Source organism: Halovulum sp. GXIMD14793 (genome assembly GCF_054457435.1).
Window position 1 is genome coordinate 1 of sequence record NZ_JBTLNE010000074.1, and the last position, 14,191, is coordinate 14,191.

The following is a 14,191-nucleotide window of genomic DNA, read 5'->3' on the forward strand; positions in this document are numbered from 1 at the left end:
ACCCCCCGCCCCCCGCGGGCGGGCACCCGGACAGACGGACAGCCCCCGGCTTTCATTGTTCTTCAAATATCCCCGCCGGAGGCACGCCGCGCCTGCGCGGCGTTCATCGCCTAACCATGCCGCGCTACGCCGATCTTCCAATCCCCGAAAACGGCCACCTCGCCGAGAACATCACCCATTTCGCCCGCGCCCTGCGCAAGGCGGGTCTGCCGGTCGGCCCAGGCCGTGTGGTTGATGCGATCTGCGCGGTCGAGGCCGCAGGCTTCACCGAACGCACGGATTTCTACGCCACACTCCAGTCCTGCTTCGTCTCGCGCCCCGAACACCGCCTGATCTTTGCCCAGGTGTTCCGCCTCTACTGGCGTGACCCGCAATTCCTAGACCATATGATGAGCCTGATGCTGCCAATGATGCGCGGTGTCAACGAAGCCCCCAGGCCGCAGGCCGCGGAACGGCGCGCGGCAGAGGCATTGCTTGACGGTGCAGATCAGCCCTCACCACCCCAAGAGGACGGCGAAGAGGTCGAATTCGACGCCACACTGACCTTTTCCGCCGAGGAACGTCTGCGCCAGCAGGATTTCGAACAGATGACCACGGCAGAACAAACCGCTGCGAAACAGGCCATCGCCCGCCTGTCCCTGCCGGTCCAGCCGATTGCCTCGCGCCGAACCTCTCCTGCTGCGCGCGGCCGTGTGCCGGACTGGCGGGGAACCATGCGGACCGCGATGCGAACCGGCGGCGATATCCGTGCCCTGTCGATGCGCCAGCGGCGGCAGCGCTTGCCTAATCTTGTCGCGCTTTGCGATATCTCGGGCTCTATGTCGTCCTATTCGCGGATGCTGCTGCATTTCCTGCATGCCGCCGCCAATGCCAAAGGGGCGGGCTGGGCGCAGGTCCATGCCTTCACCTTCGGCACCCGCCTGACCAATATCACCCGGCACATGCGCCACCGCGATGTCGACGCCGCTCTGACCGCGGCCGGTGCCGAGGCGCTGGATTGGGAAGGTGGCACGCGGATCGGCACTGCCCTGCACGCATTCAACCGCGACTGGTCCCGGCGCGTGCTGGGGCAGGGCGCGGTGGTCCTGCTGATCACCGATGGGCTGGACCGGGGCGAAGATGCCGCCCTTCTGGCCAAAGCCGCAGAGCGTCTGCGCCTGTCCGCGCGCAAACTGATCTGGATCAACCCACTGCTCCGCTGGGACGGGTTTGCGCCCAAGGCGCAAGGCATCCGGGCGCTGCTGCCACATGTCGATGCGTTTCGGGCCGGACACAATATCGCATCGCTTGAAAGTCTGGCCATGGCACTGACACGTGCCGATGATCGCGGAGATAAGGACCGGTTGATGGCTCTGCTTCAGAACGACAGCTTGTCTGGCTGATCTGTCCCATCATCAAGCCGTTGGGTGTTTCAGGTTTTTCGTATGACACCCCAAAACGCAGAACGGCCCATCAACACATGATGGACCGTTCCGAATGATCATTCACCTTGAACTACGCAACTCAACGTTCACTACGCAACTGACGGTCGTGTTCTTGACCGGATGTGGACAGGGAGAAAACTGTTCCAACGCATTCGATAATGGCGATATATGGTGGCGAATTTGCGGCAGGGATTAGGGTGATTTTGTGAAATAGCTGTCGCTTGGGCGACAGAAAACCGCCTGAAAGTAAGATTAGCGACAGTTCAGCCGAGCATTCGCGACGTTACTATCACCTTTTAGTGAGTTTTTAACAATGCCGCAGCCCGTCACCCCCTCAATCGCCACCCGCGCCCGTTCCGCCATCTCAATCGAACTTGGCAACACCGCCGCATTCACCCGGATCGCCTGCACCTGATCGCCCTTGCGATATACATCAATCCGCCAGCCATCGACGGTCGTCTGCATGGGCTGGATGCCAAGATACTTCGGTGACGGGGATGAGCAGGCAGCAAGGATCAGACAAAAAAGGGCAGGGCGCATCTCGGTCTCCGGATGATAACACCCACAAAGTGACCAGATTTGGTTAACCAAGTGCTAAAGCGTTTGAACTCTTACTTGAGGCACCAAGCAGGGTACGAAACTTAGGAAAGCTAGAATAATTTCAATGCTGTTCGCGAGATACTGTTTTCCAAGTATATCTCGAAACATCTCAACGTTGCTCAAACAGAGTAATCGCATTCGCCATCATGAACCCGACCGTTTCATAGGGACGATGTTGCTTTGTGAGTGATTAGAATAGGTGTCCCAAGTCGGCTCGTAAGCTTCTGATTGATTTCCCCACACTGTCCAGCCCTTTCGCGGCCCACGAGCAAACAGTTCTAGGCGGTTTTCGAAGCTACAGGCTTCAATCAGGTCATATTGCTCGTCCGGTTTGCGCGAATGCTCACGCTTCTGGCTTGAGATTATATTCTCCTGCGACCGGCCCGGCTGCAATGTTCGCGCATTCTTACCCCGCACGCCGAACAAAAGCACCTCTGTCACGTTCCGAAAGTAAAATCCGACGCCGCGCCTGTCCGGGCCGCCATCCTTGCGGATCTTATACCAGATGATATTCGATTTATATTTGAAGCCCCAATGTTCCATGACCTTCAGGCCCTCGGGCAATAGAGCGTTTGGAACCCAAAGATACAAATGCGCAGGGTCGCCAGCGACGGCCTCAACCGGAAGGTCGCAGATATCCTCCAACGTCATCGTCGGATAGCGCGACAGTCGTTTATGCTCTGGGGCCATTTTTCCGGTGCGGTTCTGAAACTGCCAAGGCGGATCGGCCAGGATCGTCTGGAATTCCTGCCCGCCGAGGTCGTCCATGAAGTCCTTCGTCGCGTTGGTCATTTATGCGTCCTCTCGGTACAGGCTGGGCTTGATTCCAAAGGTTAGGATCGGGCACCCACCCGCACCGCCGCCTTCGATTCTTGGGATAAGCTTGGATAGATGAGTCGTCGAATTGCCATAGGAGCTTCCACGTCCGAGTGACTTGAAGATTTCCTGCAACTCGCTTGATCGTGTCACAATGATCCCGACGCTTACGGTCCGCAACGCATGCAACAGGCGGAAGTTGTTCAAGTCGCGATCATAGAACGGATCCTTGTTGTTCCATTCGATTTCAAGCGCGACACCATTCTTGAAGAGGTCAATCTTATGTGTCGGCGTTTCCATTTCAGTATCGTCCACGACAACTTTCGTATCGAACCGAGTTTCCGCCCAGCCCCGTCTTTCCAGATATGAATCGAATGACGCCGCCAGATCTGTCTTGCTGCCCCCGCCCTTGGAGATGTGAGATTTCTTCAATCTGAACTGGGTCAGCACGCCCATCAGGTCGTCCCATTCATTCGGATGATCGCCGACCATGACCGCACTCGCATGATGCCATTCCCCACAATAGTAGTTGTCCCGCACAAATTGAGGTAGCCGATGCTCCAACATGCTGAGGTGTTCTCTTTTTGATCTCACAACACTTAGAATAACGTTAAGGGTCGCGCGGCTTTTCCGCAATCGCTTTGTCGGTAAAAAACCGAATTGGCTAGCGCGAAGTGATGCGTCCACAAGACTCTGCCGAGCAGACCTTCCAAAATCCCAATGGCTCTCAGTACTGGGCAGACGGATCATCTTGGCTAAGCTGGCCTGCCCGGCACTCACATTCAGCCCAATGGTTCACGCCGTCTGGCTGCGCCACAGCTCTATATCCTTCACAAGCTCCCTTTGCAGCGCTGGCAAGGCGTCTCGGTTCACTACACACAGTGTTGCCGTCTGACCGTCCTCGACTTTGGTCAGCACCAGCGGCGCGGGCAAGGCAGCGGCGATGTCGTTCAGTATCTGGCTGACCACCGCTTCGTCGGCCCAGTCGTTATTGACCCTGGGGCGTCAGGCGATGACTCCGATGGCCGATAAGCATCTCCAGCCTTCCGTCTTCATCAAGACGGATCGACCGGGGCACCTCGGGCGGCAATAGGTCGGTCAGCGGTGTGAATACGGCATCGTCATAACACTTTGGATCGTCGACACATTCATAGTCGAAATGCGTGACCTGATCACTCAAGGGATGCCAGTCGCGGTCGCGTTCAACAAGCCCACCATAAGCATGAAGAACAAGGGCGGGTTGCCGTCGATAGTGGCTTGCTGGATGCTGGGCCAACAGATCGTACAGTCCGACCCCGGGCCGCAGCTGCACGCCCGCCGCCGCCAGCAGCTCAATCTGTTCCTCCAGCCACGACAGCGCTGGTCCCTGAGGTGGGTTTTGCTGCCGATACGCGACGTAGAGCAAAACGCCCAGAAGCGGCAGTGCTATCGACAGGACCAGCCAGGTCGGTATCGGCGTGTCTCCAAGCCTTTGGAACCAATCCCACATCAGTGCCTCGCGTCGTAATCCCCATTGACCGGATGCTAAAACCCCAGCATATCAGCGCAATGACCGATCTGAGCAAAATCCGCAATTTCTCCATCGTGGCGCATATCGACCACGGTAAATCCACGCTGGCTGACCGGCTGATCCAGTCCACCGGCACCGTGGCCGATCGCGACATGAAGGAACAGCTGCTCGACGCCATGGATATCGAGCGGGAGCGGGGCATCACCATCAAAGCCAACACCGTGCGCATCGACTACAAAGCGCAGGATGGCGAAACCTATGTGCTCAACCTGATCGACACCCCCGGCCATGTGGATTTCGCCTATGAGGTGTCCCGGTCCATGCGCGCTGTCGAAGGCTCCCTGCTGGTCGTCGATGCGTCCCAGGGGGTGGAGGCGCAGACACTTGCAAATGTCTATCAGGCCATCGACGCCGACCACGAAATCGTTCCGGTCCTCAACAAGATCGACCTGCCCGCCGCCGAACCGGACCGGGTCCGCGAACAGATCGAGGATGTGATCGGCATCGACGCCTCCGAGGCGGTCGAGATTTCCGCCAAAACCGGCCTCGGCATCCCGGACGTGCTTGAGGCCATCGTCACCCGCCTGCCAGCCCCCGACGGCAACCCGGATACCCCGCTCAAGGCGATGCTGGTTGACAGCTGGTACGATGCCTATCTCGGCGTCGTCGTGCTGGTCCGCATCATCGACGGCCACCTGAAAAAAGGCGACCGGATCAAGATGATGAACACCGGCGCCATTTACCCCGTGGACCGCGTCGGTGTCTTCCGCCCTGCGATGCAGCCCGTCGACACCCTCGGCCCCGGCGAACTGGGTTTTCTGACCGCCTCCATCAAACAGGTCCGCGACACCCGCGTCGGCGACACCATCACGCATGAGAAAAAGGGCTGCGAAACCGCGCTCCCGGGCTTTCAACCCTCCGTCCCCGTGGTGTTCTGCGGCCTCTTCCCCGTGGATGCCGCCGATTTTGAGGACCTGCGCGACGCCATCGACAAGCTGCAATTGAACGACGCCAGCTTCTCCGCCGAAATGGAAACCTCCGCCGCACTAGGCTTCGGCTTCCGCTGCGGCTTCCTGGGCCTTCTGCACCTTGAGGTGATCCGCGACCGGCTGGAACGCGAATACGATATCGACCTGATCACGACAGCCCCGTCGGTGATCTACAACGTCTACATGACCGACGGCAGCCTGGTCGAAATGCACAACCCCGCCGACATGCCCGACCAGGTCAAAATCGACCGGATCGAGGAACCCCGCATCAAGGCCACCATCCTGGTGCCCGACGAATATCTCGGCGATGTCCTGAAACTCTGCCAGGACCGCCGCGGCGTGCAGCTTGACCTGACCTATGCCGGCACCCGCGCCATGGTCGTCTATGACCTGCCGCTGAACGAGGTGGTGTTCGACTTCTACGACCGCCTGAAATCGGTGACCAAAGGCTATGCCAGCTTCGACTATCAGATGATCGGCTATCAGGAGGATCAGCTGGTCAAGATGCAGATCCTCGTCAATGACGAACCGGTCGACGCCCTTTCGGTCATGGTCCACCGCACCCGCGCCGAAACCCGCGGCCGCGCCATGTGCGAGAAGCTCAAGGAACTGATCCCCCAACACATGTTCAAAATCCCCATCCAGGCTGCAATCGGCGGTAGAATTATTGCACGAGAGACACTTTCCGCGCTAAGAAAGGACGTCACCGCAAAATGTTATGGCGGCGACGCAACCCGGAAGAAAAAGCTGTTGGAGAAACAGAAAGCCGGGAAAAAACGAATGCGCCAATTCGGGAAGGTCGATATCCCGCAGGAGGCGTTTATTTCGGCTTTGAAGATGGATGAATGATCTGATGTTCCGCAGCTTGGCCGCATTCCTTATTTTCGCGACAGTGGCAACTGCGGAGCAGGCCGACCTTTCAATAGATTTCGAAAGCATCCCGATCGGCGGCGCGATTGAGAGTAGCGGGCAAAATCGGACTACGTCGACACTGGTTTATCGTGGGGCTGAGGACGGCTCTTTCGTTTTTGACGCCTTCCATAACGCAAGCAGCGGTCAGCCTGACTCCAGGATTTTTCAGGACGAACAGGGAAACACCCAGAAGGTCGTTCATCACAATGGAAGCATGATAACCTATCAGCCGCACGATTGCGGCCGCGTTCTTGGCGTTTGCAGGTACACGGTTACCTATGCGAACGGCAACAGTCAGAGTTTTCAGAGGACGACTCGAACCGATGGCGACGGGTTCATTTCAGAACATGTTCTGGTCAGAGAGGATGGCAAACTAAAGCGTTTCGGGATAAACCTGAGACAAAGGATTATCCCGAAACGCGGTGATAAGCCTATCGGGTGTACGCGTTTCGATTTTATGTGATGTCTCAAGGTAAACTTGAAACGCTTTAGTGGACAGGTATGAGGACCGCTTCCGTCTTTTCGAAGAAGATGGTTTGACAAAATGGAGTGAAAGAACATCGGAGATAGGCCGTGTTCGACCGCCCTCGATAAGGAAGCGGTCTTGGATGGATGATTGAGTTGGGGATGGGGTTTGTCTCAAAATTCGAACACATGAAAAGACCCATGTGATGGGCTGGGGGCTCAATACCTCATCGCAATACGCCTGTACTGCGCCCCATAGCGTCTCGCAAAAAAACCTAGACATCAGGCCGCGCTAGATGCCGTAGTTTTTCCTCATAATGCTCTATAATCGTTCCGGTCGAACCTTACGATTGGGCGACATGGAATGCGCTAAATCAACCTGCCAGCGAGAATTATCTACAAATCACCATAATCATCGGTTAATATTGGGTTAACCGCGGGCCGCATAGGTTGCCCGCCAAAGCTGTAGTACCCGGCGCTCTGCTGTCAAAACTAAACAGACTGTCGGCTAATCCGAGGGTGTTGTTTTGCCGATACTTACACTTACATTCCCGCCGGGCTCGGTGGCGACTGTCTTCAAATCCCAGGGGAACTGGGTGGTCGGCAGTGTGAACACTCAGCCAGTGGTGATCAACATCGACGATGTCGACGGCAATGGGACTATCGACAACGCGGAATGGGATGCCTGGGTGGCCGCGAATGGCGGCAGCGGCGGTGGGAATGATCGTGGCGACACCACCTATCTCTTTGGTGGGAGCGGCAATAGCGGTACTCTGTTTGCCGCCGATGGCAGTGATATCAGCAGTCTGACGACTTCGGAACTCAACGACATCATTGGCGGCCTTGGCAACACTTTCGAGACCGATGTGAGTGATGTCGTCTGTTTCACCGCTGGCACCCTGATCCGCTGCCCGCAGGGGGATATCCCGGTCGAGGCGTTGCGCCCCGGTGATCTTGTGATCACCGCAGATCGGGGGGCGCAGCCGGTGCGCTGGATCGGTCGCCGCCAGTTGGGTCTGGCAGAGTTGATGGCCCGCCCCGGTTTGCGGCCGGTCCGGATTGCCGCGGGCAGTATTGCGCCGGGTGTGCCGGACAGCGATCTGTGGGTCTCGCCCGAACACCGTCTGCTGCTGGACGGGTTCCGGGTCAGTACCTTGTTCGATGCCTCTGCCGTTCTGGCGACGGCGCGGTCGCTGACAGGTCTCGGGGGCATTGGGGTTGATAACCAGACCACAGCGGTCGAATACATCCACATCATGTTCGACCAGCACGAGATTGTCTGGAGCAATGGCACCCCGACGGAGAGCTTCCACGCAACGGCCAGCGGGCTCGATAATCTAGCCGCCGCCACGCGCGCGGAGGTTTTGACATTGTTCCCGGAGTTGCGCACCAATCCCGACCACTGCGCTGCGCCCGCGCGGGCGCTTTTGAGCGATCACGAAGCGGCCCTGATGGTCTGAATCGCTCCGTCAAACCTGGGGTAAATCCCGTAATTCCCGACTGTTTCACTCGCAATACGCTTGCCATACGCTTGCTGGCAGGTGTTTTTCCCGCCAAATGAGCCCCCCGGCGGCAGGGCTGGACCGAGCCGCTCTGGTGCGGGATACTGCCCTCATGCGCACCCTGGCCCTCCTCCTGACCCTGACCGCTTGCACCAACGAGGCATCGCATATGCCCAACCCCTTGCTCCTGCCCGTGCATGGTCTGGCAACCGCCGTTGACAATGCCGCCTACGGCGCGGTGCGGCGAAAGGTGAAGGGTTATATCACCGAAAATCGCGCGGCACTGATGGTCGAACGGCGCGCGCCCGGACCGGCCTTTGCAGGCCTTGCCAAACTCGCAGGCCTGCCCGCCGCGCGTCTGGCCTTGGTGCATAAGGACTTCGTTTCATTGCCAGATCTGCCGGTGGCCGAATGGATCGAGCAGGCCACCATCATCACAATGGTCCACCGTCCCTAAAGCCTGTCAGCCGTAGGTTTCCAGCGCCCATTCCCAGAAACTGCCGGGCACCGGTGGGCGATTTTGGCCCGCTTTCTTATGGATATGAATGCCATAATGCGCCGGATCATCGCGCAGTTCTGCAAAGGAAACATCCCGAAACAGATCCTCCGCCTGCCGCGCCGTCCAGGCATAAAAACTATCCTTCGGCAGCGCCTCATCAAAGCACCCATGCCGCCGCGCCAACCGCGAAAACCCGTCATTCCCATAGATGGTAATACCAAGGTCCTGCGGCGAAAATGCCTGCCTCGTCATCCGCCACCAAAACGGCTTCAACCACCCCCGCATCGGCCCCAGCCAGTTGGGCATAAGGTCAGGAATTTCAATCAGTTTTTCATATTCTCCGATGATCGGATGGTCCTGCGGAAGGTGCAGCACCGAGTACCCCAACCGCCCCCCGCCCTCATGCGCATAGAAGGTCTTTTCTGTATCATAGGTGAACGGACGGAACAGGAAGATATCCGTGTCCAGCCATAGCCCCTCGGATGTTTTCATCTGCAGGATACGAAAGATATCACTGAACTGCACCACAGGCAGCCATGTGCCGCGATGGGCCTGCATTCTGATCGGTTGCAGCCGATCCAGAAGCGCGGGGTCCAGAATGTCCCGCCCGTCGCGCTGCCGTATGTCATCCGGCAGGTTGGGCACGTCGCCGAAGGTAAAGACCGTGACATCCATGTCATTGGCCAGCATGGAGGTCAGACAGACCCGGGCCACGTCATGCAACGGGCCCTCAAACCACATTGTGGCGATACGGTTGGACTGGGTCATGTTGGGAAAAACCAACTCCAGAAATTAAGCCAAACAGGCAAACCCAGCCCGATAAAGAAAGAGTTGTGGGGCTTGCTTAGAATAGGCCGTCATCTCCGTCACGCTCTGCCGCTGTATCGGCGACCACAGCCGCGCCAGCGCCAACCGCCAGCGGAACACAGCCTGATGTCGCGCCAAGCGCCATTAGGCCCACCAAAATCCAAGAGATTTTCTTCATGCTCAGCCCTCCTTTTGATTTCTCAAACCTATCACCGGTTAGCAGATCGGGAAAGGCATAGCCTGCATCTGGATGCGCATGGCGTGGCGCCTCGGTGACAGGGGGCTTTGGTGGTCCACTTACCTTGGTTGCGCATAATGCCTTTCTAGGGTTTGGCACGACCCGGATCAGATAGAATTTTAGGTATTTCTATTGGCTCGGCCTTGTCCTGCTGGCCCCGCGCTTACCGGATTTTAAGACCGGGATGTGACATCTGCTTCAGTCGAAATTCGAACCGGAGCATGTGATGAAGTTGTTCAATATCCTTGGCGTCGCCACGGCGCTAAGTGCCATCGGTCTGACCGGCCATGCCGAAAAAGGGGTTACTGAGGATGCGGTTGCCTTTGGGCAGGTTGCCGCACTTGACGGGCCTGCTGCGGCGCTGGGAACCGGGATGCAGCAGGGTATTCTCGCTGCATTTGAGGAGGCGAATGCCAAGGGTGGCATCCACGGACGAATGCTGAAACTCGAAAGTCGCGATGACGGGTACGAGCCTGATCGCTCTGCGGCTCATGTCACCGATATGATTGCAGGCGACGCCCATATTGGCTTTATCGGCCCAGTGGGCACGCCGACATCCAGCGCGATCCAGCCCCTTGCGTCCGAGGCGGGCTGGCCGTTTATCGGTCCGTTTACCGGCGCCGGTTTCCTGCGCGATGCCAGCCATGGAAATATCTACAATGTGCGCGCAACCTATGCTGCTGAGACTGAGGCATGGATCGCCTATCTGGTGGATCAGGAAGGGATGCAGAACATTGCCATCCTGTATCAGGATGATGGGTTTGGCCGGGTCGGTCTGGATGGCGTGACACAGGCGCTGGAAAAGCGCGGTATGAGCCTGGCAGCTGAGGGCACTTACACCCGCAACACTGTCGCCGTGAAATCCGCTCTGTTGGATATCCGCAAAGCCGAGCCGGACGCAGTGGTCATGGTCGGTGCCTACAAGCCAATCGCTGAGTTCATCAAGCTGTCGCGCAAGCTGAAATTCGAGCCGGCCTTTGTGAATATCTCCTTTGTCGGGTCAAAAGCGCTGGCGGCAGAACTTGGCGAGGATGGTGAAGGTGTGATCGTCAGCCAGGTGGTGCCTTTCCCATGGGATCGCTCGGTACCGGTGGTTGCGGCCTATCAGGACGCAATCGCGGCCGTTGATGCGGCGGCAGAGCCGGGTTTTGTTTCACTGGAAGGCTATATCGTTGGTCGCCTAGCTATTGAGGCGTTGCAGGCTGCAGGCGCTGAGTTGACGCGGGACAGCTATCTTGCGGCGCTGGCTGGGCTAGGTGACATCGACCTGGGTGGTCTGACGCTCAGCTATGGCGCTGGAGACAATCAAGGACTCGATCAGGTCTTTATGACCCGCATCAATGCCGATGGCGGATTTGATCCGATCGAGATGCGCGACGACAATTCCTGAATCAGGTCGGCGGCCTGATGGCCGTCACCTTTCCCCAGATAAATCTAAGACACGAGGGTAGGCCATGGCGGGCGGTGTAAAAGCAAAGATTCTGATCATGATGCTTGTGATGGCGTTGCTGACATTGGCATCGACTGGGGTTGCATTTCTGACCTTCCGCACGCTGAGCGGCAATATTAGTCAGATCAGCAACAACCGTGTTCCGGAAATCACCGCCGCGTCAGAGTTGAATGTGGGCACGTCGATACTGGCGCGGGTCTTGCTGGCCATGAGCAATGCGACCGATCTTGACACGCTGAGTGCGGCACAGCATCGGGTCGACTCCCAGGTCGAGGTTATCAAACAGGAAATCGCAGCCCTTCCTCCGCGTGTGCAAGGGGGTTTTTTGGCCCAGCTTGATACCGTCACTGCCGATATCACCGCCCTGGATCAGGCGCGTATTCAGGAGTTCCGTGCGCGATCAGAAATCGCAGATACGCTTGACCTGGTGATCGGGGTGGGTCGCGATGCATCCGTTCATATCGCTCCCATGGTCAAAGACTCCTACGAAGCGCTGCAGTCAGGTGGTCTGCACACAATTGAATCCATTGATACAACGCTGAGCACTTTGGTTGACCAGCAATTCAAGGGCGTGGCTGACACCCTGCAAGCGCGCTCAGAGATCAATCTGCTGGCGGGTGTTGCGCTTGCGCGGACAACAGTAACTGACTCCGCCACACTCTCGATCCTGAACGATATCGGCCGCGCGGCCTCCGACAACCTTCAGGCGCTGTTGCCAGAACTTGAGACGCATGCGGCTTTGGGGGGCTATATGCCAGAGATCCGCCAGACAGCGGAGTTTTATGCGGCGGTTTTTGCGGATGGCGCGCGCAGTGGCAGCACCAATCGCAGCCGGTTTCTTGAGGCGCGACAAATCGCCGACAGCGCCTTTGCAAGCGCCCTGGATGACATGATCTTTACTCTGACGGTCGGCGCGGCCGATGCAGCCGAGTCCAACCGCGATGAAATCAGTTCGCTGCTTGAGCAGCAGGTCGGTTCGATCCGTAGCCTTTTGCGGCTTGATGCTGCGTTCCAGAAAACCATCACGCGTGCTCTTTCGGCCTCGTTGGTTTCAGGCTCTGATGCCCTGGACAAGGCCCAGTCGGACCTGAATTCTGCACTACTCGAACTTCAGCGGGCTCTTATTGAGGATGCGGCCCTGCAAGGTCTTGCTGCTCAATTGGAGCAAGTGGCCGACAAGCAGGCCGGCATCGTGGCTAAGCGTGCCCGCCTGCTGGGTGCGATTGATCAGAGCGACAAACTGGTGTCAAAGGCGACGGCCAGCGTTGACTCCATCGAGAACGGCGCGGCCGATTATGGACAAAGCGCACTGGAACGCATTCGCAAATCCAGCACAGAGGTTTCCAACGAGGTTGGAGCTGCACAAACCATGATGACTGCAATCGCGGCCTTTTGCGCAGCGGCCGCTATTCTCAGTATCTACATGGTGCAACGAACGCTGGTTACCCCACTTGCTAAACTGACGTCAGCCACCGAACGGCTGGCGCGTGGTGACATGGCACCGATCGAAGGATTTGAGACTCGCCGCGACGAAATCGGACGTATGGGGCAGGCCCTTGGTGTCTTCCGCGAAAACTCGCTTCGTGTTGAGGATCTGAACCGTCAGAACGAGGCGCGCGAGCAACAAGAAAAAGAAGCGCGTCAGGCGATGTTCCGGCTGCTGGCGGAAGAGATTGGGTCAGTCGTTGCCGCGGCGTCCAAGGGGGATTTTTCGCGCCGTGTCGATGCCAGTTTTGACGATCCGGAGATCGCGCAACTGGGCGATGACCTAAACCGCTTGATGACAACGACTGAACTTGGGCTTGATGAAACTCGCGCGGCGTTGCGCGCAATGGCGGCTGCCGACCTGACGCAACGCATGCAAGGGGACTTTAATGGTGTCTTCGGTGAATTGGCGACCGACATGAACGGCACCGCTGATCGCCTGTCTGAGCTTATCGGCAAGATACGCGATTCTGCGACGGCCTCATCCAGCCAGGCAACCCAGTTTACCGAAGGTGCGCAGCAGCTTGCGACCCGCGCCGAACATCAGGCTGCTACGCTGGAGGAAACCGCCAGCGCAATGGAGGAGATGTCGCAGACGGTCAAGGCAAGTTCGTCCTCTCTGATCGAAGCAGAAAACCTGTCTGGTCAGGTGGCCGAAAAAACTGAAACCGGCAGTTCGGCGGCAAATGCGGCGGTGGAGAATGTTCAACTGATCCAGGAAAGCGCGTCAAAGATCCACGACATCATCACGGTGATCGAGAATATCTCGTTCCAGACCAATCTTTTGGCGCTGAACGCTGCGGTTGAAGCCGCGCGCGCCGGCGACGCTGGCAAAGGGTTTGCCGTGGTCGCATCCGAGGTGCGCGCACTGGCGCAGCGTTCAACCGAAGCGGCGAGCGAAATTTCAGAACTGATCCGGGAGAGCACCGAACGGGTTGATCTTGGTGTCCAAAGTGTCGAAGCCGCACGCTCCTCTTTTGATGAGATAGACGCCTCGGTCCGGCCGGTTATTGAGTTGCTGTCGCAAATCTCAGCCTCTGGCAGAGAACAGGCCATGGGTATCGGAGAGGTCAGCCAGGCAGTGAACCGGATGGACGAGATGACCCAGGAGAATGCGCGTCTTGCCGACATGTCCGGGTCCATGGCTCAGGCGCTTGCGGGTCAAATATCCGAACTTGAAGAACTGGCGTCTGCATTCAAAACCGGCGGATCGGGCATGCACATGTCGCAAGGTTATATTGGCAGAAGTCTTGATCAGCCGAAGCTAGGCGCTGAGCGGGCGGAAGCCGACGCGGTGGGGGGTGATGTGGAACCGTTTGATGAAGATGCATCGGATGCGGCATTTCTGTCGGTGGCGGAGGCGCATGCGATTGACTAGGGCTTGTTAACACTATTGTCTATCGCTGAAATGTTCTAACTATATGTTATGAATGAGATAACAGAAAGCCACTACGCGCTGATCTGCCCCTACTTACCGGTTCAGCGCGGGAATGT

The 14,191-nt window shown here is 57.8% G+C and carries 14 protein-coding genes; 7 read left to right on the forward strand and 7 right to left on the reverse strand.

Annotation, left to right across the window (positions count from 1 at the left end):
- Positions 1-116 precede the first annotated feature (116 nt).
- Positions 117-1,382 (forward strand): vWA domain-containing protein, encoded by a 1,266-nt coding sequence (locus ACW9UQ_RS16645; protein ID WP_458932150.1) that lies wholly within the window; start codon positions 117-119, stop codon positions 1,380-1,382.
- Positions 1,383-1,676: 294 nt separating this feature from the next.
- On the opposite strand, the gene ACW9UQ_RS16650 is transcribed toward ACW9UQ_RS16645, so the two are convergent.
- From ACW9UQ_RS16650 to ACW9UQ_RS16670, 5 genes are all read right to left on the reverse strand, one after another.
- On the reverse strand, positions 1,677-1,964 hold the full coding sequence (locus ACW9UQ_RS16650; protein WP_458932137.1) for a hypothetical protein: 288 nt from the start codon (positions 1,962-1,964) through the stop codon (positions 1,677-1,679).
- A gap of 204 nt (positions 1,965-2,168) precedes the next feature.
- Positions 2,169-2,816, reverse strand: coding sequence for an MT-A70 family methyltransferase (locus ACW9UQ_RS16655; protein ID WP_458932138.1), 648 nt, complete (start codon positions 2,814-2,816; stop codon positions 2,169-2,171).
- Positions 2,817-3,407: a BglII/BstYI family type II restriction endonuclease gene (locus ACW9UQ_RS16660; RefSeq protein ID WP_458932139.1), complete on the reverse strand. Its 591-nt coding sequence runs from the start codon at positions 3,405-3,407 to the stop codon at positions 2,817-2,819. It abuts the gene before it with no gap.
- A gap of 228 nt (positions 3,408-3,635) precedes the next feature.
- Complete coding sequence (locus tag ACW9UQ_RS16665) at positions 3,636-3,809, reverse strand: hypothetical protein (protein WP_458932140.1); 174 nt, start codon at positions 3,807-3,809, stop codon at positions 3,636-3,638.
- Positions 3,810-3,828: 19 nt separating this feature from the next.
- Positions 3,829-4,329, reverse strand: coding sequence for a hypothetical protein (locus ACW9UQ_RS16670; protein ID WP_458932141.1), 501 nt, complete (start codon positions 4,327-4,329; stop codon positions 3,829-3,831).
- Positions 4,330-4,388: 59 nt separating this feature from the next.
- Between ACW9UQ_RS16670 and lepA the strand changes: the two genes are divergently transcribed.
- The 4 genes from lepA (at position 4,389) to ACW9UQ_RS16690 (ending at position 8,675) form a co-directional block, all read left to right on the forward strand.
- Positions 4,389-6,188: a translation elongation factor 4 gene (gene lepA / locus ACW9UQ_RS16675; protein ID WP_458932142.1), complete on the forward strand. Its 1,800-nt coding sequence runs from the start codon at positions 4,389-4,391 to the stop codon at positions 6,186-6,188.
- Positions 6,181-6,714 carry a hypothetical protein gene (locus ACW9UQ_RS16680; protein ID WP_458932143.1) on the forward strand — a complete coding sequence of 178 codons (534 nt, stop codon included), beginning with the start codon at positions 6,181-6,183 and terminating at the stop codon, positions 6,712-6,714. Before lepA ends, ACW9UQ_RS16680 begins: the two co-directional genes overlap by 8 nt.
- Before the next feature lie 529 nt (positions 6,715-7,243).
- Positions 7,244-8,176, forward strand: coding sequence for a Hint domain-containing protein (locus ACW9UQ_RS16685; RefSeq protein ID WP_458932144.1), 933 nt, complete (start codon positions 7,244-7,246; stop codon positions 8,174-8,176).
- A 154-nt stretch (positions 8,177-8,330) separates the two neighbouring features.
- Entirely contained in the window at positions 8,331-8,675 is a 345-nt protein-coding gene (locus ACW9UQ_RS16690; RefSeq protein WP_458932145.1) for a hypothetical protein, read from the forward strand.
- A gap of 6 nt (positions 8,676-8,681) precedes the next feature.
- Here ACW9UQ_RS16690 and ACW9UQ_RS16695 read toward each other — a convergent pair whose 3' ends face one another.
- Positions 8,682-9,485 carry a hypothetical protein gene (locus tag ACW9UQ_RS16695; RefSeq protein ID WP_458932146.1) on the reverse strand — a complete coding sequence of 268 codons (804 nt, stop codon included), beginning with the start codon at positions 9,483-9,485 and terminating at the stop codon, positions 8,682-8,684.
- Positions 9,486-9,561: 76 nt separating this feature from the next.
- Positions 9,562-9,702 (reverse strand): hypothetical protein, encoded by a 141-nt coding sequence (locus ACW9UQ_RS16700; protein WP_458932147.1) that lies wholly within the window; start codon positions 9,700-9,702, stop codon positions 9,562-9,564.
- A gap of 286 nt (positions 9,703-9,988) precedes the next feature.
- Here ACW9UQ_RS16700 and ACW9UQ_RS16705 point away from each other — a divergent pair, with 286 nt between their 5' ends.
- Complete coding sequence (locus ACW9UQ_RS16705; protein WP_458932148.1) at positions 9,989-11,152, forward strand: ABC transporter substrate-binding protein; 1,164 nt, start codon at positions 9,989-9,991, stop codon at positions 11,150-11,152.
- Between the two features lie 64 nt (positions 11,153-11,216).
- Positions 11,217-14,075, forward strand: a complete 2,859-nt coding sequence (locus ACW9UQ_RS16710; RefSeq protein ID WP_458932149.1) for a methyl-accepting chemotaxis protein — start codon at positions 11,217-11,219, stop codon at positions 14,073-14,075.
- Positions 14,076-14,191: the final 116 nt, after the last annotated feature.

What these genes read in the sequence shown, in the direction of transcription:
- ACW9UQ_RS16705 (WP_458932148.1), top strand. Translation starts at nt 9,989, where the DNA reads ATGAAGTTGTTCAATATCCTTGGCGTCGCCACGGCGCTAAGTGCCATC.
- ACW9UQ_RS16645 (WP_458932150.1), top strand. Translation starts at nt 117, where the DNA reads ATGCCGCGCTACGCCGATCTTCCAATCCCCGAAAACGGCCACCTCGCC.
- ACW9UQ_RS16690 (WP_458932145.1), top strand. Translation starts at nt 8,331, where the DNA reads ATGCGCACCCTGGCCCTCCTCCTGACCCTGACCGCTTGCACCAACGAG.
- ACW9UQ_RS16660 (WP_458932139.1), bottom strand. Translation starts at nt 3,407, where the DNA reads ATGTTGGAGCATCGGCTACCTCAATTTGTGCGGGACAACTACTATTGT.
- ACW9UQ_RS16650 (WP_458932137.1), bottom strand. Translation starts at nt 1,964, where the DNA reads ATGCGCCCTGCCCTTTTTTGTCTGATCCTTGCTGCCTGCTCATCCCCG.
- ACW9UQ_RS16655 (WP_458932138.1), bottom strand. Translation starts at nt 2,816, where the DNA reads ATGACCAACGCGACGAAGGACTTCATGGACGACCTCGGCGGGCAGGAA.
- ACW9UQ_RS16680 (WP_458932143.1), top strand. Translation starts at nt 6,181, where the DNA reads ATGAATGATCTGATGTTCCGCAGCTTGGCCGCATTCCTTATTTTCGCG.
- ACW9UQ_RS16710 (WP_458932149.1), top strand. Translation starts at nt 11,217, where the DNA reads ATGGCGGGCGGTGTAAAAGCAAAGATTCTGATCATGATGCTTGTGATG.
- ACW9UQ_RS16700 (WP_458932147.1), bottom strand. Translation starts at nt 9,702, where the DNA reads ATGAAGAAAATCTCTTGGATTTTGGTGGGCCTAATGGCGCTTGGCGCG.
- ACW9UQ_RS16695 (WP_458932146.1), bottom strand. Translation starts at nt 9,485, where the DNA reads ATGACCCAGTCCAACCGTATCGCCACAATGTGGTTTGAGGGCCCGTTG.
- lepA (WP_458932142.1), top strand. Translation starts at nt 4,389, where the DNA reads ATGACCGATCTGAGCAAAATCCGCAATTTCTCCATCGTGGCGCATATC.
- ACW9UQ_RS16670 (WP_458932141.1), bottom strand. Translation starts at nt 4,329, where the DNA reads ATGTGGGATTGGTTCCAAAGGCTTGGAGACACGCCGATACCGACCTGG.